The 20,061-nt window shown below is 73.9% G+C and carries 17 protein-coding genes; 10 read left to right on the forward strand and 7 right to left on the reverse strand.

Going from position 1 to position 20,061, the window contains the following annotated elements; all coding sequences use genetic code 11:
* Nucleotides 1-41 precede the first annotated feature (41 nt).
* From ACIP9D_RS06835 to ACIP9D_RS06845, 3 genes are all read left to right on the forward strand, one after another.
* Nucleotides 42-1,577 carry an NADH-quinone oxidoreductase subunit M gene (locus ACIP9D_RS06835; protein WP_350868070.1) on the forward strand — a complete coding sequence of 512 codons (1,536 nt, stop codon included), beginning with the start codon at nucleotides 42-44 and terminating at the stop codon, nucleotides 1,575-1,577.
* Complete coding sequence (nuoN, locus tag ACIP9D_RS06840) at nucleotides 1,574-3,127, forward strand: NADH-quinone oxidoreductase subunit NuoN (protein WP_350868069.1); 1,554 nt, start codon at nucleotides 1,574-1,576, stop codon at nucleotides 3,125-3,127. Before ACIP9D_RS06835 ends, nuoN begins: the two co-directional genes overlap by 4 nt.
* A 151-nt stretch (nucleotides 3,128-3,278) precedes the next feature.
* Nucleotides 3,279-4,352, forward strand: a complete 1,074-nt coding sequence (locus ACIP9D_RS06845; RefSeq protein WP_350868067.1) for a polyprenyl synthetase family protein — start codon at nucleotides 3,279-3,281, stop codon at nucleotides 4,350-4,352.
* 143 nt (nucleotides 4,353-4,495) lie between these two features.
* Here the strand turns inward: ACIP9D_RS06845 and ACIP9D_RS06850 are convergent, their stop codons facing one another.
* Nucleotides 4,496-5,677 carry an MFS transporter gene (locus ACIP9D_RS06850; protein ID WP_350868065.1) on the reverse strand — a complete coding sequence of 394 codons (1,182 nt, stop codon included), beginning with the start codon at nucleotides 5,675-5,677 and terminating at the stop codon, nucleotides 4,496-4,498.
* 154 nt (nucleotides 5,678-5,831) lie between these two features.
* Between ACIP9D_RS06850 and ACIP9D_RS06855 the strand changes: the two genes are divergently transcribed.
* Entirely contained in the window at nucleotides 5,832-6,614 is a 783-nt protein-coding gene (locus ACIP9D_RS06855) for an IclR family transcriptional regulator C-terminal domain-containing protein (protein WP_350868063.1), read from the forward strand.
* Nucleotides 6,615-6,695: 81 nt separating this feature from the next.
* Here ACIP9D_RS06855 and ACIP9D_RS06860 read toward each other — a convergent pair whose 3' ends face one another.
* On the reverse strand, nucleotides 6,696-8,825 hold the full coding sequence (locus ACIP9D_RS06860; RefSeq protein WP_350868061.1) for a PhoX family phosphatase: 2,130 nt from the start codon (nucleotides 8,823-8,825) through the stop codon (nucleotides 6,696-6,698).
* 252 nt (nucleotides 8,826-9,077) lie between these two features.
* Here ACIP9D_RS06860 and ACIP9D_RS06865 point away from each other — a divergent pair, with 252 nt between their 5' ends.
* Complete coding sequence (locus ACIP9D_RS06865; RefSeq protein ID WP_350868814.1) at nucleotides 9,078-9,572, forward strand: sigma-70 family RNA polymerase sigma factor; 495 nt, start codon at nucleotides 9,078-9,080, stop codon at nucleotides 9,570-9,572.
* Nucleotides 9,569-10,258, forward strand: coding sequence for a zf-HC2 domain-containing protein (locus ACIP9D_RS06870; RefSeq protein ID WP_350868059.1), 690 nt, complete (start codon nucleotides 9,569-9,571; stop codon nucleotides 10,256-10,258). The genes ACIP9D_RS06865 and ACIP9D_RS06870 overlap by 4 nt, the downstream gene beginning before the upstream one ends.
* Before the next feature lie 12 nt (nucleotides 10,259-10,270).
* On the opposite strand, the gene rarD is transcribed toward ACIP9D_RS06870, so the two are convergent.
* The 4 genes from rarD to eccE form a co-directional block, all read right to left on the reverse strand.
* Nucleotides 10,271-11,206, reverse strand: coding sequence for an EamA family transporter RarD (gene rarD, locus ACIP9D_RS06875; RefSeq protein ID WP_350868057.1), 936 nt, complete (start codon nucleotides 11,204-11,206; stop codon nucleotides 10,271-10,273).
* Nucleotides 11,203-11,715, reverse strand: a complete 513-nt coding sequence (locus ACIP9D_RS06880) for a GNAT family N-acetyltransferase (RefSeq protein WP_350868055.1) — start codon at nucleotides 11,713-11,715, stop codon at nucleotides 11,203-11,205. Before ACIP9D_RS06880 ends, rarD begins: the two co-directional genes overlap by 4 nt.
* 91 nt (nucleotides 11,716-11,806) lie before the next feature.
* Nucleotides 11,807-12,193, reverse strand: a complete 387-nt coding sequence (locus tag ACIP9D_RS06885; protein ID WP_350868053.1) for a phage holin family protein — start codon at nucleotides 12,191-12,193, stop codon at nucleotides 11,807-11,809.
* A 108-nt stretch (nucleotides 12,194-12,301) separates the two neighbouring features.
* Nucleotides 12,302-14,212, reverse strand: a complete 1,911-nt coding sequence (eccE, locus tag ACIP9D_RS06890; protein ID WP_350868051.1) for a type VII secretion protein EccE — start codon at nucleotides 14,210-14,212, stop codon at nucleotides 12,302-12,304.
* Between the two features lie 200 nt (nucleotides 14,213-14,412).
* Here eccE and ACIP9D_RS06895 point away from each other — a divergent pair, with 200 nt between their 5' ends.
* Both ACIP9D_RS06895 and ACIP9D_RS06900 read left to right on the forward strand, forming a co-directional pair.
* Entirely contained in the window at nucleotides 14,413-14,733 is a 321-nt protein-coding gene (locus ACIP9D_RS06895) for a WXG100 family type VII secretion target (protein WP_350868050.1), read from the forward strand.
* 32 nt (nucleotides 14,734-14,765) lie between these two features.
* On the forward strand, nucleotides 14,766-15,059 hold the full coding sequence (locus tag ACIP9D_RS06900) for a WXG100 family type VII secretion target (RefSeq protein WP_350868048.1): 294 nt from the start codon (nucleotides 14,766-14,768) through the stop codon (nucleotides 15,057-15,059).
* Nucleotides 15,060-15,262: 203 nt separating this feature from the next.
* Here the strand turns inward: ACIP9D_RS06900 and mycP are convergent, their stop codons facing one another.
* The gene (mycP, locus tag ACIP9D_RS06905; protein ID WP_350868046.1) at nucleotides 15,263-16,525 is read right to left on the reverse strand and encodes a type VII secretion-associated serine protease mycosin; all 1,263 of its coding nucleotides are present in this window, start codon (nucleotides 16,523-16,525) and stop codon (nucleotides 15,263-15,265) included.
* A gap of 153 nt (nucleotides 16,526-16,678) precedes the next feature.
* Here mycP and ACIP9D_RS06910 point away from each other — a divergent pair, with 153 nt between their 5' ends.
* A complete protein-coding gene (locus tag ACIP9D_RS06910; protein ID WP_350868044.1) occupies nucleotides 16,679-19,681 on the forward strand; it encodes an SseB family protein in 3,003 nt (1,000 codons plus the stop codon).
* Complete coding sequence (locus tag ACIP9D_RS06915) at nucleotides 19,678-20,043, forward strand: hypothetical protein (protein WP_350868043.1); 366 nt, start codon at nucleotides 19,678-19,680, stop codon at nucleotides 20,041-20,043. Before ACIP9D_RS06910 ends, ACIP9D_RS06915 begins: the two co-directional genes overlap by 4 nt.
* Nucleotides 20,044-20,061: the final 18 nt, after the last annotated feature.

Below are 20,061 nucleotides of genomic sequence, written 5' to 3' on the forward strand. Positions count from 1 at the left end.
GCCGGCGGACCACGCAGTGACGACGGAGGTAAGGCCGCATAATGTCCAACTTCCCGTTCCTCTCGGTGCTGACCGTGGCGCCGCTGGTGGGCGCCCTGGTGGTGGCCCTCCTGCCACGCCACCGGCCGGAGCTGGCCAAGCAGGTGGCGTTCGTCTGGTCGCTGCTGGTGCTGGTGCTCTCGGTGGTCATGTGGGTCACCTTCAAGGTCGGCGGTGACCGCTTCCAGTTCCGCGAGTCGTACCCGTGGATCCCGAACTGGGGGGTCAGCTTCACCTTCGCGGCGGACGGCATCGCGCTGGTGATGCTGATGCTGATCACGGTGCTGGTGCCGCTGGTCATCCTGGCGTCCTGGCACGACGCCGAGTCGTCGAAGCGTTCGGTGCCGGTCTACTTCGCGCTGCTGCTCATCCTCGAGTGCACGATGATCGGCGTCTTCGCGGCCGCCGACGTCTTCCTGTTCTACGTGTTCTTCGAGGTCATGCTGGTGCCGATGTACTTCCTGATCGGCAGCTACGGCGGCCACCAGCGGCAGTACGCGGCGGTCAAGTTCTTCCTCTACTCCCTGGTCGGCGGCCTCTTCATGCTGGCCGCGGTGATCGGCCTCTGGGTGGTCGGCGGAAAGACCTTCGACTGGCAGGCGCTGTCGCAGGTGGACATCTCCACGGGCACCGAGCGCTGGCTCTTCCTCGGCTTCTTCCTCGCGTTCGCGATCAAGGCGCCGTTCTTCCCGTTCCACACCTGGCTGCCGGACGCCGGTGGCGCGGCCCCGGCCGGTGCTGCGGCGCTGCTGGTCGGCGTCCTCGACAAGGTCGGCACGTTCGGCATCCTGCGCTACTGCCTGCCGCTCTTCCCCGACGCGGCGAAGTGGTTCGCGCCGTGGGCGCTGGCGCTCGGCCTGATCGGCATCATCTACGCCGCGCTGCTGGCAGTCGGCCAGAACGACCTGAAGCGGCTGGTGTCGTACACCTCGATCGCGCACTTCGGGTTCATCGGGGTGGGCATCTTCGCCTTCACCACCCAGGCCGGCACCGGCGCCGTGTTCTACATGGTCAACCACGGTCTCGCCACCGGCCTGCTCTTCCTGGTGGTGGGCATGCTGATCGCCCGCCGCGGCTCGTCGCTGATCAGCGACTTCGGCGGCGCCGGCAAGCTGGTCCCGGTGCTGGCCGGCGTGCTCTTCTTCGCCGGTCTGGCCTCGCTGGCGCTGCCCGGCACCGCGCCGTTCATCTCCGAGTTCCTGGTGCTGATCGGCACCTTCACGGTGAACAAGCCGGTCGCGGTGATCGCCACGCTCGGCATCATCCTGGCCGCGGCGTACGTGCTGTGGATGGTGCAGCGCACCACCCAGGGGACGCTCAACCCGGCGCTCACCGAGGTCGACGGGATGCGTCGTGACCTCAACCTGCGCGAGAAGTTCGTCGTCGCACCCCTGATCGCGCTGATCGTGCTGCTCGGCTTCTACCCGAAGCCGGTCACCGACGTGATCAACCCCGCCGTCCAGGCGACCATGGACGACATCGGCAGGACCGACCCCGCCCCGTCGGTGGGCGGCACCGTCCAGGAGGCGGCAAAGTGACCGAGTTGAAACTGCCGTCGATCGACTACGCGGCGCTCGCGCCGACGTTGATCATGTTGACGGCCGCGCTCTTCGGCGTGCTGGTCGAGGCGTTCGTGCCTCGGCGGCTGCGGCACGTGGTGCAGCTGACCCTGGCGCTGCTCGCGGTGCTCGCCGCGCTGACCATGGTCGTGCTCAACGCCGACGACCGGCTGATCACCGCCGGTCAGGCGATCGCGATCGACGGGCCGACGCTCTTCCTCCAGGGCGCGATCCTGGTGCTCGCCGCGATGGCGCTGCTGCTGATCGGTGAGCGCACGGTGGAGCGGGGCGGGGCCTTCGTCGCCCAGGCGGCGGTGACCGCCGAGTCGGCCGAGGACCAGCGGCAGGCCGAGGGGAAGAACGGCGCCACCGAGGTCTACCCGCTGACCACCTTCGCGATCGGCGGCATGCTGATCTTCGTGGCGGCCAACGACCTGCTGACCATGTTCATCGCGCTCGAAGTCTTCTCGCTCCCGCTCTACCTGCTCTGCGCGCTGGCCCGTCGCCGGCGGCTGCTGAGCCAGGAGGCGGCGATGAAGTACTTCCTGCTCGGCGCGTACGCCTCGGCGTTCTTCCTGTTCGGGGTGGCCCTGATCTACGGCTTCACCGCCGGCACCCCGGGTCGGTCCGCCGGGGTCGACTTCGCCACCATCAACGCGGCGGTCGGCGATTCGCCGGCCAGCCCGGTGCTGCTCTTCGCCGGCATGGCGCTGCTCGCCATCGGCCTGCTGTTCAAGGCGGCCGCCGCGCCCTTCCACGTCTGGACGCCGGACGTCTACCAGGGCGCCCCGACGCCGATCACCGGCTTCATGGCGGCCTGCACCAAGGTCGCCGCGTTCGGTGCCCTGCTGCGGGTCTTCCACGTGGCCTTCGCGGGTGCCAGCTGGGACTTCACCCCGGTGCTCGGGGCGGTGGCGGTGCTGACCATGCTGGTCGGCGCGGTGCTGGCGGTGACCCAGACCGACATCAAGCGGCTGCTGGCGTACTCCTCGATCGCCAACGCCGGTTACCTGCTGGTCGGGGTGCTGGCGCCGTCGAAGGACGGCCTCTCCGGCACGATGTTCTACCTGGTCGCGTACGGCTTCTCGGTGCTCGCCGCGTTCGCGGTGGTGACCCTCGTCCGGGACGCCGACGGGGAGGCCACCCACCTGTCCCGCTGGGCGGGCCTGGGGCGGCGCTCGCCGTTCTACGCCGGGCTCTTCACCTTCATCCTGCTCGCCTTCGCCGGTATCCCACTGACCAGCGGCTTCACCAGCAAGTTCGCGGTCTTCGGGCCGGCGCTCGCGGACGGGCAGGGATGGCTGGTGATCGCCGGCGTGCTGACCAGCATGGTGCTGGCCTTCCCGTACCTGCGGGTCGTGGTGATGATGTGGCTCTCCGAGCCGGGCGAGTCCACCCCGACGGTCACCGTGCCCGGCGGGCTCACCTCGGCCGCGCTGATGATCGGGGTGGTGGCCACCCTGGTCCTCGGTGTCGCTCCGGCGCCGCTGCTCGACCTGGCCACCGGTGCCGCCGAATTCGTCAGATAGGCAACGCGCACGCCCGACGGGGGCTGGTACGCCACGGCGTGCCGGCCCCCGTTCCGTATCCGGTGCACCGAGCGGTGCGGGCACAGTGCGCCCCGGCGCAGCACGCATCCCCCGTCCGGGGCTGGTCGAACGGGTGTGGCATGGTTGAGGCGTGGTGAATCCGGCTGGCGAGCGTACAGGTGCCACCGGCTCCGGCGGTCGTCGGAGCCGGCAGAGCACGGGTCAGTTCGGGGCGCTCGGCCTCTATCTCGCCGATCCCCGGCTCGAGGCGTCCGTGCTGGCGCTGCTCGACGCCGTCGAGGTCGAGCTTCGGGCCAGTGTGGCCAGTGCCGATCCGTTCGTGACGGAGGCGGCCCGGCACCTGGTCGAGGCCGGCGGCAAGCGGTTCCGGCCGTTGCTGGTGGCGCTCGGCGCCCAGTTCGGCGATCCGACCGAGACGCGGATCGTGCAGGCCGCGGTGGTGATGGAGCTCACCCACCTGGCCACGCTCTACCACGACGACGTGATGGACGAGGCGGCCGTGCGCCGGGGGGCGCCGAGCGCCAACTCGCGCTGGACCAACTCGGTCGCCATCCTGGTCGGTGACTACCTCTTCGCTCGGGCCGCGGACCTCGCGGCCGATCTCGGCACCGAGGCGGTACAGCTGCAGGCGCGCACCTTCGCCCGGCTTGTGCACGGCCAGATCGCCGAGACCGTCGGGCCGCGCCCCGGCGACGACCGGGTGGCGCACTACCTCCAGGTGATCGCCGGCAAGACCGGCTCGCTGATCGCCACCTCCGCCCGGTTCGGCGGGATGTTCGGCGGCGCGTCGCCGGAGCACACCGAGGCGCTGGCCGGGTACGGCGAGACCATCGGCGTCGCCTTCCAGCTCTCCGACGACCTGCTCGACATCGCCTCGGAGTCGGTGCAGTCGGGCAAGACCCCCGGCACCGACCTGCGTGAGGGCGTACCGACGCTGCCGGTGCTCTACGCCCAGGCAGCAGACGACTCCGACGCCGCGTCCGTCCGGCTGCGGGAGATCCTCGCCGCCGGCGCGGTGACCGACGACGCCCTGCACGCCGAGGCGCTCGGCCTGCTTCGGGAGAGCCCGGCGCTCAAGCGGGCCCGCGAGACGGTGCGCAGCTACGCCGAGGACGCCCGCGCCCGACTCGCGCCGCTGCCGCACAACCCGGCCCGCCGCGCCCTCGAGTCCCTCTGCGACTTCGTAGCCGACCGCACCAGCTAACCCCCACCCCACCCCCGGGCCCTCCCGGCCCTCCCGCCAACACGCGGTGATCAAGAGAACCGCGTCAGAAACGATCTCCGCGATGACGCGTACCTCTTGATCACCGGGTAGGGGCGGGTCGCGGTGGGGCGGGGGTGGGTGGGTCAGGGGTGGGTGAGGAGGCGGCTGCCGGTGAGCATCAGGGCGGCGGCCAGCAGCATCGAGCCGGCGGCGGTGCTCCACATCGCGGGGTAGCCGGAGTGGGCGGCGAGCGCGCCCAGGCCCAGCGGGCCGAGGCACCCGCCCGCGTACACCCCGGTCTGGGTGATCGAGGTGGCGGCGGCCGGGGCCTGCGGGTGCAGCCGGACCACGGCGAAGTTCATCAGCCCCGGCCAGGCCCAGCCCAGGCCGAAGCCGAGCACGACGCCGGCCACCAGCGGCACCGGGCCGGCCACCGCGAGCAGCCCGAGCCCCGCCGCGCCGACCACCAGCATGCCGGCGATGAGCGCCACGTGCCCGCCCGACCGCCGGTCCGCCAGCCAGCCCGCGCCGACCCGGGCCGCGACGCACACCGCGCTGCCCAGGGTCAGGGTGAGGCCGGCGAGGCCAGGCGCGAGCCCGCGCCCGACCGAGGAGTCCACCACGAAGGTGCCCAGCGCGTTGGCGGCGGCCGCGGCCAGGGTCGCGGCCACCCCGATGACCACCAGCGCGCCCGTGCCACGACCGGCCCGAGCGCCGGTCGCCCGCCGGGCCGGGCCGGCCTCCCGCCGGGGTACGACGAGCAGGGCGGCCAGCGCGGCGCCGGCCGCGGCGACGAACGCCCAGCGCCAACCGGCGGTGAGCGCGATGGTCGGCACCGCCGCCCCGGCCAGCAGGGTGGAGACCGGGATCGCCGCCTGCTTGACCCCGAACGAGAGCCCCTGCCGCTGCGGCGGGACATGCCGGGCCAGCGCGGCGTTGCTGGCCAACTGGCCGAGGGCGTTCGCGATGCCGCCGAGCGCCAGCAGCCCGAGCAGCACCGGGTACGACCGGGCCAGCGCCGCCACGGCCAGCAGGATGCCGGCGGAGAGCAGGATGCCGGCGCGGGCCACCACCGCCGGCCCGTACCGCTCGGCGAGGACGCCGGAGGGGACCGAGGCCAACGCGCCCACCCCGAAGTAGAGCGACACGGCGAGACCGAGCCCGGCGGGGGAGAAGTTGAGGTCGTCGCCGAGCTGCACGGCGAGGCCGCCGACCAGGAAGACCGGCAGGACGCAGGCGATGGTGACCACGATGGCGCTGACGCTGGCCCGCAGGGGCCGGGTGGAAACGGTGTCCGGGGCGGGGGTGAGGGCGGTGTCGGTCATGGTCCGGCAAACCTACGCCGATCGCCTCGACAGCACGGAACGTGTCCGTGGCCGCACGAGCCGTTGATGACGATCTGGCATCCTCGACCCGAACAGTCGTTTCGCACCGGGCCTGTATTTCATATGGTGTAAGTCCCCGGCGGCGGAGGTGGTTGTGCGCGACCCCCTGGCGGAACCTTCGGACCTGATCCGCAGCGTCTCCCGCGCGCTACGAGTGCTCGAGTCGGTCGGTCGTGCCCCGAAGGGGCTGACCGTCAAGCAGATCGCCCGGCGGTGCGAGCTGACCGTCGCCACCACCTACCACCTGGTCCGCACGCTGGCCTACGAGGGCTACGTGATACGCCGCGAGGACGGCACGTACATCGTGGGGCTGGAGGTCGCCGACCGCTACCGGGAGCTGGTGACCGCGTTCCGCGGGCCGCCCGCGGTCGGGGAGACCCTGCGCCGGGCCGCCGCCGACACCGGCTACAGCCACTACCTGGGCCGGTTCGTGGGCGGCCAGGTGGCGCTGACCGCGGTCGCCGAGGGGCCGCGCTCGCCCTACCTGGAGGAGTTGGTTCCCGGCTTCGACGAGGGTGCGCACGCCACCGCCCTCGGCAAGGCCCTGCTCGCCACGCTCACCGCCGAGCAGCGCTTCCGCTACCTGCGCGAGTACGGCATGCGCCCGTTCACCACGGCGACGCTGACCAGCTCGGAGACCTTCGAGGCGGACCTGGCCGCCGGTGACCGGCGGGGCATGCAGCTGGAACTCGGGCAGTTCCGGCAGGGCGTGGCCTGCGCCGCGGTGCTGGTCAGCCCGGACAAGGACATGGAACGCCGGCTCGTGCTCGCCTGCGCGCTGCCGGCCAGCGAGATGATGACCTCGGCTCGGGTGGTGCGGGCCAAGCTGCTCACCGTGGCCCGGTCGGTCGCCGACGGCATCGCCGCCGAGCAGTGAGCCGGGAACGCCGCGAGGCCCTCCCCCGGGCTGGGAGAGGGCCCCGCGGTGGCGGTCCAGCGCCGGACCGCCGGAGGAACGTCAGCTACCCACCGGGCCGCCGTCGAGACGCCAGGTGACCACCACGCCCGGCTTGGCGAAGTCGCCGTCCGGCCACGTCGAGGCGGGCTTCTCCACCGAGGCGCCGGTGATCTCGCCGGGGTGCTGCACCGCGACGAAGACCGAGCGGTTGTCGCCGGTGATGAACGGGCCGCAGGTCTCCGCGCCGAGCGGCACGGTCAGGAACTGCTTCAGGTGACCCCGCTCCGGGCCCTCCAGGGCGGTCGCGAAGAGACCGTCGTTGCTGCCCAGCGCGTTGCCGTCGGTGGAGATCCAGAGGTTGCCGGTGGCGTCGAAGGCGACGTTGTCCGGGCAGGAGATCGGGGAGACCTTGGTCTTGTCGTACCCGGCGAAGTAGGTCGACGCGTCGGTCGGGTCGCCGCAGACGATCGGCAGCGACCAGGTGAACGACTCGGCGGTGTTGTCGCCGCGGTTCTCCACCAGCTCCAGGACCTGCCCGTGCTTGTTGGCGTTGCGCGGGTTCGCCTCGTCCGCCTTCGGGTTGCTGCCGACACCCCGGTTGGTGTTGTTGGTCAGCGCCACGTACACCTTGCCGGTGAGCAGGCTCGGCTCGACGTCCTCCGGCCGGTCCATCTTGGTCGCGCCGACCTTGTCACCGGCGAGCCGGGTGAAGGTGAGCACGTCCGCCGCGGTCATCCCGTCAACGTACGAGCGGTTGCCGCTGACCAGCTTGATCCAGCGACCCCGACCGTTGAAGGCGCCGTCCGAGGGGAGCTTGCCGGAGCCGTCGATCTCGCCGGCGCTGGTCTGCTCCAGCTGGGCGACGAAGAGCGTGCCGGACTCCAGCAGGGTCAGGTTGTGCTTGCGGGCGGCCCAGGAGTCGCCCTTCATGAACTTCTTGTCCGAGACGAACTTGTAGAGGTAGTCGAACCGCTCGTCGTCGCCCATGTACGCGACCACGTGGCCGTCCTTGGCGATGATGACGTTCGCGCCCTCGTGCTTGAACCGGCCCAGCGCGGTGTGCTTGCGCGGGCGGGCCTCCGGGTCGAACGGGTCGATCTCGACGACCCACCCGAACCGGTGCGCCTCGTTCGGGTGCTTGGCCAGGTCGAAGCGCTCGTCCGCGCGCTCCCACTTGCGGCTGCCGCTCGGGTAGCGGGCGGTGGTGGTGATGCCGTAGCGCTCCAGCTTCGGCTTCAGCTCCGCCGGAACGGCGTCCGCGCCCACGAAGTACTGGTTGAAGTTCTCCTCGCCGGAGAGCACCGTGCCCCACGGGGTCACGCCACCGGCGCAGTTGTTCAGCGTGCCGACGACCGTTCGGCCCTTCGGGTCGGCGGCGGTCTTCAGCCAGGCCGAGCCGGCCGCCGGGCCGGTCAGGTCGAACTTGGTGGCCAGCGCGGTGACCCGCCGGTTGTACGGCCGGCGGCCCTTGGCGACCGGTCGCCATTCGCCGGTGCCGTCGACCCGCTCCAGCTCCACCACGGACATGCCGTGCGCGGCCATCGCGATCCGCAGCTGCTCGACCGAGAGGTTGTCCAGGCCGGGGAAGCCGGGGAACATCAGGTCCTCGTTGGTGTACTCGTGGTTGACCACGAGCAGCGCCCGCTTGCCCTGCTTGTCCAGCGGCAGCACGCCGACGAAGTCGTTGTTGTAGCCGAACTGCTTGGCCTGCGCCGCGGCGGTCTGCCGGTGCACGTTGAACTCCGGCGCGCCGGGCACGACCTCGTCGCCCCACTTGATGACGACGGCGTGGTCGTAGCCGTTCGGCACCACCAGGGTGTCCAGCTTGTTCGGCGGGATCGGCTTGAAGGTCAGCGCGCCGTTGCCGACACCCTGGCCGGGCCGGCCCCAGCCAAGGGTCTCGGGCGCCGCCGGCGCGTCGCCGGGGGCGGCCATCGCGGGGGCCGCGCCGGCCAGCGCGCCGGCAGCCGCGCCACCGAAGCCGAGCACCAGCGCGCCGACCGCGCCGGCCCGGACAACACCGCGCCGGGTGACCTCGGTGCTCACCACGTCGCCGAAGTAGGCGTTGTCGGAGGTGTTCGGTACCGGGTGGTCGCAGGCGTTGCCGCAGCGGTAGAGGCAGGTCATGTTGTCACGGCTGCCGTGGCGGGTGGCGCCCAACAGCGGGAGCAGCCGGGGACGGTCGCTCATGGGGAGGAGCCTCCTGATGGGGGTTGGTGGCACGCTGGGCGTCCCGCCCGCGCGCGTACCTGCCGGACGCTAGGAGGGCGTGGTGAGCGATCGTCGGCGTCGATGTGAACCAGACGTGAACAGATCGCCGGCGAACGCCCGTTGACCTCCTGCTGAACCGTTCGGCGTGACCGCACGTATTCCCGGGCGTACGCCCCCGTCGGACTCGCGCCGAGAGCGAGGAGACCCGCCATCAGCGACCACGACGCCCAACTGCTCCGCGCCCTGCACGACGAGCATGCCGAGGCGCTGTACGCGCACGCCCTGCGGCTGGTCAACGGCGACCGGCAGCGGGCCGAGGACCTGGTGCAGGAGACCCTGCTGCGCGCCTGGCGACACCCCGAGTCGCTCGACCCGAGCCGGGGCTCCGTCCGCGCCTGGCTCTTCACCACCGCCCGCAACCTGGCCATCGACGCGTGGCGACGGCGGTCCACCCGGGTCGGCGAGGTCTACACCGACGAGCTGCCGGAGCCGCCGGAGGTGGTGGACGAGGCCGAGCGCGCGGTGGAGGCGTGGACCGTCGCCGAGGCGCTGAACCGGCTCAGTCCGACCCACCGTGAGGTGCTCGTCGAGTGCTTCTACCAGGGGCGCTCGGTGGCCGAGGCGGCCTCTCGGCTGGGGGTGCCGCCGGGCACGGTCAAGTCGCGCACGCACTACGCGCTGCGCTCACTACGGTTGGTCCTGGCGGAGATGGGGGTGACCGGATGACCCGCTGCGAGTTCGCGCACGACGACGGCGCGTACGTGCTGGGTGCGCTCGCCCCCGCCGAGCGGGCCGCGTACGAGCGGCACCTCGCCGGCTGCGCCGAGTGCCGCGAGGCGGTCGCCGAGATCGCGGTGCTGCCCGGGCTGCTCGGCCGGCTCGACCCGGCCGGGCTCGAGCAGTTCCTCCCGCCGCCCTCGGGTCCCTCGCTGCCGACGCTGCTCGACGAGGCCCGGCAGCGCCGCCGACGCGAGCGCTCGGCCGTCCGCCGCCGGTACGCGCTGACCACGCTCGTCGCGGCCGGGTTGGCCCTGCTGGTCGGCGTCGGCACGGCCGCCGTGCTGCCCCGCGAGACCGTGCCGCCGCCGGAGCAGGTGCGGATGGTCGCCATGCAGCCGGTCGCCGGGACGGTGCCGGTGCACGCCGAGATCGGTCTGACCGGCACCGACTGGGGGACCGAGGTGACCATGCACTGCGGCTACGAGCCGCGCACCGGCTACGGCAAGGCGTACACGTTCCGGCTGGTGGCGCACGGCCCGGACGGCGCGACCGAGCAGATCGGCTCGTGGCTGGCCGCGCCCGGCGACGACGTGCGGTTCAGCGGCGTCACCCGGTTCACCGACGCCGAGCTGGTCCGGCTGGAGCTGCTGCGCGCCGACGGCACGGCGGTGCTCAGCTACGACGTCCGCTGACCGGCCGGGGGGTCAGCGGGCGACGGGGACGGTGGCGGTCGCCGCGCGGCGGGCGGCGGCGGTGCTGGCGCGGGTGCGCCGGGCCTGGCGCAGCGCGTCCGCGGTGAAGATGATCAGGGCGAGCCAGACCAGCGCGAAGCCGCCCAACCGGGCCGGCGGCATCGGCTCGTGGAAGATCAGCACGCCGCAGCCGAGCTGGAGGATCGGGGCGAGGTACTGGAGCATGCCGAGGTTGGTCAGCGGCAGCCGGTTCGCCGCGCCGGCGAAGAGCAGCAGCGGAATCGCGGTGGCCGCGCCCGCCAGCACCAGCAGCGCCGTGTGCCCGGCCGAGGTGTGCCCGAAGGTGGCGTCGCCGGAGGCGGCGAGCCACCCGAGGTAGCCCAGCGCGGGGAGCGCCAGCACCGCGGACTCGACGAAGAGCCCCTCGGCGGCGGGCAGCCCGAGCCGCTTCTTCACCAGGCTGTAGCCGCCGAAGCTGACTGCCAGGGTGAGCGCCAGATAGGGCAGCCGGCCGTAGTCGACGGTGAGCACGGCCACGGCCAGGCCGCCGACGGCCAGCGCCACCCACTGCGCGGGGCGCAGCCGCTCGCGCAGCACCGTCACCCCGAGCAGCACGACCACCAGCGGGTTGATGAAGTAGCCGAGCGCGGTCTCCACCACCCGGTCGGAGTTGACCCCGTAGATGTAGGTGCCCCAGTTCACCGCGATCAGCGCCGCGGCGACGCCGATGCCGGCCAGGGCCCGGGGCCGGCGGGCGAGCGCCTGCAGGAAGCCGATGTTGCGCAGCGCGGCGAGCACCAGCGCCACGAAGACCACCGACCAGACGATCCGGTGGGCGAGGATCTCCAGCGGCCCGGCCGGCCGCAGCAGCTTGAGGTAGATCGGGAAGAAGCCCCAGAGCAGATACGCGCCGAAGCCGTAGAGGTATCCCAGGCGGGTCGGGGTCACGCCTCCACCGTAAGGGGCAACTGCCCCGTTCGTTCCTTTCCGGCAGGCGGCGTGACCGGCGTCACGGGCACCGCCGCCTCGCGCCGGTCCAGCTCCATCCAACGCTCCGCAGTCACCGGGGCGAAGCCGACCTTCGCGTACACGCCGTGCGCGTCGTTCGTGGCCAGCAGGATCCGCCGTACGCCGAGCCCGTCGAGGTGGTCGCGGACCGCGCCGGCCAGCCAGGTGCCCAGCCCGTTGCCCCGCTCGCCCGCGTCGACGAAGACGTCGCAGAGCCAGGCGAAGGTGGCCCGGTCGGTGACCACCCGGGCGACCGCCACCTGTGCGCCGTCACTCGGGCGGTACACGCCGTACGGGATCGAGCCGGCGAAGGCACGGGCCACCGTCTCCCGGTCCCGACCCAACGCCCAGTACGCCTCGGTGCTGAGCCAGCGGTGCACCCGGTCCAGGTCGAGCCGGGCCGGGTCGGTGCTGAGCAGGTAGCCGTCGGTGCGGGTCAGGGAGAACACCCCTGTGACGCTAGCCCTGGGCCCCCGGCACCGCGCCGGCCAATTCCCGGACTCTGGTCACCGCCCGCGCTCCGGCCCGCGCCGCGCCTAATCAGTCGCGGTCGAGGATGGCGCCGAGGACCCAGGTGACGACGCCGACGAAGAGCGCGCCCAGCACGGCGGCCGGCCAGAACCCGTCCACGTGGAACGGCAGCCCGGCCTCACCGGCGATCCAGCTGGTCAGCAGGAAGAGCAGCCCGTTCACCACCAACGCGATCAGGCCGAGGGTCAGCAGGTAGAAGCCGCAGCCGACGGTCTTGATGATCGGTTGGAGCACCGCGTTCACCACGCCGAAGATGGCCGCGACGAGGATCAGGGTGACGACCGCGTTGGTGGCGGAGTCGGTGTCCAGCGTGATGCCCGGGATCAGCAGGGTGGCCAACCAGAAGGCGAGCGCCGTGGTGGCCAGTCGGATCAGCAGACCCTTGAGAAAACCCATGGCGGGGATCGTGCCACGGACGGGTCACCGGCGGAACCCGTGGAGATCGACGAACCTGCGGTGATCGGCCGCCGGTCGCCGCTCGGGCGCGGAGCGTCGCGAACCCGGTCAGCGCCGGGACGGGCGACCGACGAGCTGCGACTCGATCGGGGTGACGGAGAGCAGCGCCCAGCGCAGCGCCCGTCGATTGACCACCGCGACCATGTCGTCGCGGATCCGGGTCAGCCACTCGGCGGAGTCGCCGAGCCCGAGCGCGGCGCCGGCCAACGCGGCCTCGCCCGCATCGAGGGGTTGGAGCACCGCCAGGTCCGCCCGGCTCAGCGCGTCCACGTCGGCCGGGGTCAGCTCGTCCCGTACCACCAGGGTGGACCGCCACGGCGGCCCCGGCTCCGGATCGGCCGGCACCGGACCCACGTCGAGGACTACCAGCAGCGGCCGCAGCGGTGTGCCCGGCGCGCCGGGGACCGGTCGGCCGGGCGGGAGCAGCGGGATCGTGCCACCGGGCGCGCCGACGCCCCGCACGAACGGCTCCCAGACGCGTGGGCGGGCGGTCTGCACCACCACCCTGGCGCCGGTGGCCATCGCGCGCAGGGCCACGAGCTGGGCGGCGGGCACCCCGCCGACCAGCAGCACCCGGGTGCCCTCGGGCCGGAACAGCCGGACGGTGACCGCGGCGCCGTGCCGGTTGGCGCCGAGCATCAGCCCTCCGCCGCCGGCGACGAGTTCCAGCCCGTCCAGGGCCGGCACGGGCTGGGCGTACGGGCTGGCCAGCGCCAGTGGCAGCGTGCCGGCCAAGCCGGGCACCTGCTCGCCGTCCAGCCGGCGAACCTCCGCGCCGAGGCCGGTCACCAGTTGACGCAGCGCCTCGGCGGCCAGCGACAGCTCTCCCGACGAGCCGGCGGCCAGGCGTACGGTCAGCTCGGCCGGAGCGGGCGCGGCGGCCGGATGCGGGCCGGCGCTGAGCGAGACGCTGGTGGCGGTCGCCGGCAGCGCCAGCATCCGGGTGATCAGCCGTCGTCCGCCGTCACCGCGCAGATCCGGCCACCGGGTCACCCGGAACGTGGTCTGGAACAGGTCGCCGGTGCGCACCGCCGACCAGCACTCCCGCAGCGGCAGGGCGTCGTGGTGGGCCAGCTCGTCGAGCGCCCGCAGCGCGGTGGCCGTACCCAGTGGACGGGCGGTGAGTGGCCCGAGCCGTCGGACGATCCGGCGCAGCGTGCCGGCGAGCGCCTGCCGCAACTCCTCCGCCGACCATCCGTCGACTCGCAGCGCCCGCACGGCGAGGAGCACCCGTTCCCGCCCGGCCAGCCGCCCATCGGTGAGCTGCCGGTACGACGTGCCGACGGTGCCGGCCGCTGTCGGTACCGGTGCCGGCGCGGCGGAGAGCAGGAGCTGGATCCGGATCGGTGGCCCGTCCGGGGTGGGCGGCGGGAGCAGCGCCGAGGGGGCGGGCAGCATGCGCGGGCCACCGCCCAGCAGGTCACCCGGGTCGCCGATCTCCAGCAGCGCCGTCACGCCGGTAGCGTCGTCCAGCATCGCGGCCGGACCGCCGACCACCTCGGCCGAGCGGACCACGGCACCCGGGTCGACCAGGTCGAGCAGCGCGGCCGGTCCGGCCTCCGCCGGCAGGAGCCGCCTACGGGTCAGGTAGGCGAGGGCGGTGCCGGACCATTCGAAGAGCCAGCGACCGCGCAGCCGCAGCCAGGCCAGCGTGAGCAGCAGCACGGCCGCCAGCAGCGCCGCCGCCAGCGCGGGTGCGCCCCGGCCGAGGGCGGCGAGCGGCAGCGCCACCGCCACCTGCGCGGCGACGATCTGGCCGGCACGGAACCCGGCCGGTCGGCGGGCGGTCCACTGTGGCGGCAACGCGGGCCGGGACGCGGTTGTCGGCCGCCCGGCGGGGACCGGGTCACGCCGGTCGGCCAGCTCGCCCGGCCGGCCTCCCTGGCGTGGGCCGCCGGTGGTCGTCGCCGTCACCGCGCCTCCCACCCGATCACTGGCAGCTACCTGGCTGCCGCACATGGTAAGCGAAGGCCGGGGGTCCGCGTTGTCCACAGGGGAGCGGGCGGGGTAGCAGAAGTGCTATCAGACGGCTACCGTCAGCCACGAGTTTCGCTGACCCCGCGCCCGCCGTGCGCATCATCCCCGGGCGCGAGCGGCGTGTTCCCCCGACGGGCGCGCCGACGGCCAGCCACGCACGACGAGACGAGGTGAGGTCCGGAGTGTCCCAGACCCAGGCGCAGGCCGCGGTGATGCAGCAGACCGCGGCGAAGTTCGAGCAGGTGGACCAGTCGCTGCAATCGATGCTGAGCAGCCTGATGACCGAGTTGGAGGTGTTGCAGCAGGCCTGGCGTGGCGCCGGCGGGCGGTCGTTCGAGCAGGTCAAGCAGCAGTGGGCGCAGGACCAGGCGGCGTTGCAGCGAGCCCTGCGGGAGACCGCCGGCGCGATCCGCACCGCCGGCCAGCACTACGACGCCTCGGACACCGAGGCCGCCGGCCGGGTTGCCGGCACCAACCGCGGCGGCATCCAACTGCCGCTCTAGAACGATCCGATCCAGGGGGAGGGAGATCGCAGGTGGACCACGGTGTGCTGGTCGTCAACTTCGCCGCGCTGCAACAGGCCGGCGCGGACATCCAGAAGGCGCTGAACGCACTCGAGTCGCAGCTCGGCCAGTTGGAGCGCGACGCCGCGCCGTTGGTGGCCGGCTGGGACGGCGAGGCCAAGCAGGCCTACGAGCAGCGGCAGTCGCGGTGGCGCTCGGCGTCGCAGGATCTGCAGGCCATGCTGCGCGACATCAAGCTCGCGGTGGACGACTCCGCGACCGACTATCTGGACACCGAGAAGAAGAACGTCGGTCTGTTCCAGTGAGCCCGGCGCGTGGGACGCCGCAGGGCGACCCGGTGCGGCGCTGAGCCGGATCAGTTGGTGGCGTCGGCCCGGGGACGGGCCGGCGCCACCGTCGTTCCGGCCGCTGCCTCCTGGTCGTCGGGAGCGCTCGGCGCGCTCGGCCGCGCGTCGACTGCTGGCCGGCCGCCGTGACGGCTGGCCGGCATGCCCATGACGCCGGTGGGTCAGCCGGGGTCGGCGGGCCGCCAGCGCCGCCGGCTGCCGCGCGGCAGCACGAGGGCGAGCAGCACGGCCGCACCCGCCGCCGCCGCACCGACCGTCGCCACCGTCATCGCCCGGTCCCGGGCCGCCGCCCGCCGGGCCTGCTGGGCCAGCCGCGCCGGGTCGGCCGGCTCGTCGGCCAGGGCGGCGACGGGGCGGGTCCGGCCGGTCACGCCGTCGGGCGTCTCGGTGACCGCCCGGTACGGGTTGAGCACGCCGGCGCCGTACCCACCGCCCGAGCCGGCCCCCGGCGCGGGATCGGCGGTGGCGACGATCCGTTCGGCCACCTGCGCGGCGGTCAGCTCGGGGCGGTACTGCCGGAGCAACGCCGCGGTGGCGGCGACGAACGGGGCCGCATAGCTGGTGCCCTCGGTCCGCTGGTGGCCCTGCCCGGGCGCGGCGGTCAACACGTCGCTGCCGGGGGCGACCAGGTCGACGTACGGGCCAATCTGGGAGAAGGACGCCCGGGCGCCGTCGGCGGCGATCGCCCCCACCCCCAGCACCCCGTCGTAGGCAGCCGGGTAGGGCCGGGGGTCGCCGCCCTCGTGCAGGTTTCCGGCGGCGGCCACCACCACCACGTCCCGGCCCAGCGCGTAGTCGACCGCGGACCGGACGGCCGGATTGTCCGCGTAGAGCACGACGGAGAGGTTGAGCACGTCGGCGCCGTGGTCCACCGCCCAGCGGATGCCCCGGGCGAACTCGGCGGCGCTGACCGTACGCCCCGACTCCCGGCCCTGGACCACCTGCTGCTCGCTGACCCGGACCGGCAGGATCCTGGCCCCCGGGGCCAGGCCCCGAAACGCGACGCCGGTGCGAGGCGCCGCCGCGATGATGCTCGCCACGCCGGTGCCGTGGCCGGCACAGTCCCGGGTGCCGTCCCCACCCCGGTCGAGCAGGTCCGTGCCGTCGAGCAACCGACCGGCGAGCTGCGGATGGTCCCGGTCCACGCCGGAGTCGACGACTGCCACCGTCACTCCCGCACCGGTGGCGAGCGGCGCCAGCCGCTCCGGCGCGTACCGCTGCTGCGGCCAGGGTGTTGCGGCGACGGCCCGGACGGGGGCCAGCGGCGTCGAGCAACCCGGCGCCATCAGCACCGTGCCGGCGCTCGCCGAGGCCGGTCCTCGGGTGGTCGCGGTGGCCGGATCCCCGCCCCTGACGACGGGTGCGCCGGTCAGCAGTGCGGCCGTCAGCACCGCCAGGACGAGGCGCGTCATCGACCCGGACATCGACGGCCTCCGTATCGTGTCGGCTCCGGGACGCGATGTTATCGCCTCGCCGACGAGCCGGCCGACCGGCGGCGTCCTCGCCATTGTGATCTTGTTACTACCTTGTAGGTTGTAGGCGATGCCTGTGGCCTGTTCCCGGAAGGAGAGGTGGCCGTGACCGAATGGGAGCCGGCCACGGAGGCCGAGGCGGCGATGCGGGACGCGCTACGCGCCAACGACCAGGAACTCTACTTCCGCATTCTGGCCCGGACCGAGCTTCTCCTGCCGGTCTCCACCCCGGCCGTCGGGCAGACCCCGGCGGGCTGGGGCACCTGGACCACCGGTGGTCGCACCCACGTGCTCGCGTTCACCTCCAGCGGCGCGCTGCGGGCGTGCCTCGGAGAGAACTCCGGCGCCAGCCGCCGGGTGCCATACCCCGAACTCGCCGCCGGCTGGCCCAATCCCGAGTGGTGGCTGGCGGTCAACCCCGGTCTGCCCGTCGAGGGCTACCTCCCGGCGTGGTTCGTCGCCCAGCTGTCCCGCGGCGACGTGCGGCTGCCCGGCCGGACCCTGGGCGCCCGGGCTCGGCTGGAGCGGGCGGAGACGTTGGCCCGGGCTCGTGCCGCCGGAGCCCAGCCGGGCCGGGACGCCCAGGCGGGGCCGTCCGCCGGCGGACCGGACGCCGGCCCGCCCGGCCGGACCTCCCCGGGTGGTGCCGTGCCCGTACCCGGCAGCGGCACCCCGGCGGCCGTCGGGTTTCCACCCGCGCCGGCCGCCGCCGCACTGTCGCGCCGTCCGGCGGAGGCGGCGCCGGAAGCCGACGCGACCCGTCCGGGCGCGGGGCGCGCTCAGCCTGACCGGGCGCAGCCGAGCGCCGGTGGCGGAGAGCCCGGTCACCCCGCTGGCCGGCCCGTCGCGCCGCGGTTCGCCCCGCGCGACACGCCCCCGGACCGGCCCGGTCCCGGGTCGGCCTGGCCGTCGTCGGCGTGGCCCGGGCGGACCGCCGATTCCGGCGGACCGTCGCCCGCCAACGGGCGAGTCGCCTCGGTCGGCAACGCCCGCGCCGGGGGCGAGGAGAACGAACCCGGGTCGCGGCAGTCCTTCTTCGAACCGTCGTCCGGGCGCGGCGCGGCGTCGTACCGCGAACCGGCCCGTCCCGGCGACCGGGCGGCGCCCCCATCCCGGTTCGGGCGCAGCGACCAGCCGTTTCCCCGACGCCGCCCGCTGGACGCGCCGTTGGGTGAGGAGCCCACCCGGGCCTTCTTCGCCCCCAACCGCGAGCCGACTCCGACGCCGAGGCCACCGGCGGACGAGCCCCGGGCGGCCCGATCCGCGCCCGGCATCGAGACGACCCAGCCGCTGCCACGTCCGGGCCCGCCGGCCGACGAGGCCACCCGCGCGTTCAGCGTCCGCACCCCGTCGGCCGGGCAGCCCGCCTCGACCGGCCGTCCGCCGGCCTGGGAGCGGGACGGGGAACTGACCCAGCCGTTGTCGTATCGCCGCGCCGAGCCGGCGGAGGAGCTACCACCGTCCATCGCGGAACCGGTCTCCGGTCCGCCCGCGCCGCGCCGCGGCTTCACGCCCATCGTCATCGAGGGCACGATCATCGAGTCCCGGGTGCTGTCCGATCCGCCGGACGCGCCCCCGACGCCCGGGCCGGTCCGGGCACCGGTTCCCGACGACAGCGACCGTTCGCGGCCCGGCGCCGGGCCGGCCGGCAGCGCGAACGGGCGCGGCGGTGCCGACAACGACCGATGGGCCGGCGCGGCAGCGACCGGCGCGCCGAGCGACGCCACGACCGACCTGTGGGGCGCAGCCCGTGCGGGAGGCCCGGGCGCCGAAGCTGCCGGCGTCGCCGGCACCGAGGCCGACGGCGGGGGCGGAACCGGCCGCAGGGGCGAGGCCGTGGAGGCCGACCGGTGGGCCGCCCTCCGCGGTGACCACACCATCGGCGGCGATCTTGGTGCCACCGGCCCGGCCGGCACCGGCGCCTCGGTCGGCTCCCCTCGTCCAAGCGACCCGACGACCGGGTCCGGGGCCGACCTGTGGACACCGCGAGCAGACCGGGCGCCCGCCCCCGCCCACACCGAGCCCGCTGTCCCGCCGGCCGGACCGGCCGACGAAACGCCGCAGCCCGCCGCGGCGGCCGGAGTCGGCGGAGCCGCGGACAAGGCCCCGGAGGGCCGCCTGCCCGTGGAGGAGCCGGCGTTCGACTTCCAGCCGGCGAACGCGGTCGAGGAGGACCTGCTCGGCGCGACGGGCGCCGGAAGCACCGACACCTTCCTCTCGACGCTGCTGCTGGCCCGGGTGCTGCTGCCGGTGTCGCCGGACTCGGCCCCCGGCAGCCGGCCCGGTGAGCCCGGCTTCGTGTGGCGCACCCAGGAGCTGGACGGGGAGACCTTCGTGGTGGTCTACACCTCCCCGGAACGGCTGGCGGAGCAGACCGTCGGCGAGGTGGCGACGGTACCGGTCAAGTTCGTCCAGCTGATCCGCCGCTGGCCGGAGGAGAACTGGTCGTTCGCGGTCAACCCGGGCACCCCGGTCGGCGCCAAGCTGCCCGGTGAACAGATCGTCGGGCTGGCCAACTGGGCCGCCGAGGTCGGCCTGGGCGACGACGGGTACGCCGAGGAGGCACCCGCCGCGGCCGAGCCCGCCCAGCGGCCCCGCCACACGCCGAAGGCCGTCGACCCGACCCGCCCGATCCTGATGCAGAAGGCGATCGCCGCCAGCCAGCTCGCCTACTACCTGGAGCGCGGCTACGACCGCGTCTCCGGCTTCGTGCACCGGGCCAACGAGCTCGCCCACCTCACCACTCCGGCCCAGCTCTACGACGCGCTCGGCCTCGGCTACCCCGAATCACCGTTCTCCCGGGACGCCGAGGAGGTCTACGTGCTGCGCTGGCCGGCGCACCGGCCGAGCCTCTACCGGATCCCCTACGGCGGGCAGAACGAGCCCGCCATGCGGGCGATGGAGGGCTGGGTCATCGAGCGGGCCCCGTTCCGGGGCAACGGGTTCGCCCCCGGCGAGAGCAGCGACGTGGTGGCGGAGTTCAAGGTGGACAGCGCCCGGCTGCCGCACGGTGCGGAGCTGTGGCGGATCGGTGCGGACGGCACCGAGCGGGTGGTCGCGACCCTGGACACCGACGCCCTGCTCTGGCGGGAGGTCGGTGCGGCGTGACTCGCGACGGCTTCGTGGCCCGCTGGCGCGGCCGGGAATACCAGGCCAGCCCGGACGGCGACGACATCCGCCTCTACCAGCCGGAACCCGCCGAGGGCTTCGAGGAGGTCCGGCCGGGTCGGTACGTGCGGGTGCTGCCGGCGGTCGAGGTCGAGGATCTGGTGTACGTGCGCACCACCTGCACCTGGCAGGGGCAACCGTTCATCGTGCTCGGCGAACACGACGGCTGGCTGCGGGTGGAGTACACCGGTGGCCGCTGGCCGGTGGCGCAGGCGATGCGGCTGGAGGTGTTCGACTTCGGCGTCTACCAGGGTTGGGCGCCCGCCGCCGAGGTCACCGACCTGCGTGAGCGGCGGCTGTAGCGGACGACCCGCGCTGCG

This window comes from Micromonospora sp. NPDC093243 (genome assembly GCF_044753725.1).
GTDB lineage: Bacteria > Actinomycetota > Actinomycetes > Mycobacteriales > Micromonosporaceae > Micromonospora.